The organism is Nonomuraea sp. NPDC050556, from assembly GCF_044457355.1.
Lineage (GTDB): Bacteria > Actinomycetota > Actinomycetes > Streptosporangiales > Streptosporangiaceae > Nonomuraea.
On the sequence record NZ_JBITGU010000015.1, the window covers coordinates 1 to 1,018 of the forward strand.

Genomic DNA, 1,018 nt, shown 5'->3' on the forward strand with positions numbered 1-1,018 from the left:
ACTATCGGTCATCAGGGAGTATTTAGGCTTACCAGGTGGTCCTGGCAGATTCACACAGGATTTCTCGGGCCCCGTGCTACTTGGGATCCCCTCAAGAAGCCCACGAAATTTCGCCTACCCGGCTCTCACGGTCTACGGCAGCCCTTCCCAGAGCTTTCGACTATTTCGAAGGTTTTTGACTTCTTGGCTGTTCGGCAGAACAACCCAGAAGGTCCCACGACCCCCAACGTGCAACGCCTGCCGGCTATCACACACGCCAGGTTTAGCCTCATCCGCTTTCGCTCACCACTACTCACGGAATCACTGTTGTTTTCTCTTCCTACGGGTACTGAGATGTTTCACTTCCCCGCGTTACCACCAACCGCCCTATACATTCAGGCGGAGGCAACACCACATGACTGGTGCTAGGTTTCCCCATTCGGACATCCCCGGATCAACGTCTGGTTGGCGACTCCCCGAGGCTTAACGCAGCCTCCCACGTCCTTCATCGGCTCCTGATGCCAAGGCATCCACCGTGTGCCCTAAAAAACTTGGCCACAAAGATGCTCGCGTCCACTATGCAAATCTCAAACAACAAACAGCAACCAAACCCCACCCGCACCAGACCCAGCAACAGCTAGCGGTATGACGGAAGGCCGGTCCTGCATGAGGTCACAACAAACAAGGATCAGGCCACCATGCGAACCCGCAGCGGGTGGCCTATCAAGATCCCGGTCCGTTTCCTCAGGACCCAACAGTGTGTCCGGCACCCCGCAACCCCTGAAACCGCCGTTCCCACTCCCAACCTCCGAAGAGGCCAGGCGGTACTTGCCGGTCAGCGATCACGCTGTACCGAGTAGCCAGTGCTCCACTAATGAGCTGTCACGCACCAGACGTTCGCTGGTGACCGTGACGTAGACCCCGAGCTTGCGCTCAAGGTCAGCTGCTCCTTAGAAAGGAGGTGATCCAGCCGCACCTTCCGGTACGGCTACCTTGTTACGACTTCGTCCCAATCGCCAGCCCCACCTTCGACCGCTCC

General features: G+C 57.6%; 2 rRNA genes. Both read right to left on the reverse strand.

Annotated features, from left to right (window positions below):
- A 23S ribosomal RNA gene (locus tag ACIBG8_RS54675) occupies positions 1 to 536 on the reverse strand; the annotation flags it as partial.
- Positions 537 to 933: 397 nt separating this feature from the next.
- A 16S ribosomal RNA gene (locus tag ACIBG8_RS54680) occupies positions 934 to 1,018 on the reverse strand; the annotation flags it as partial.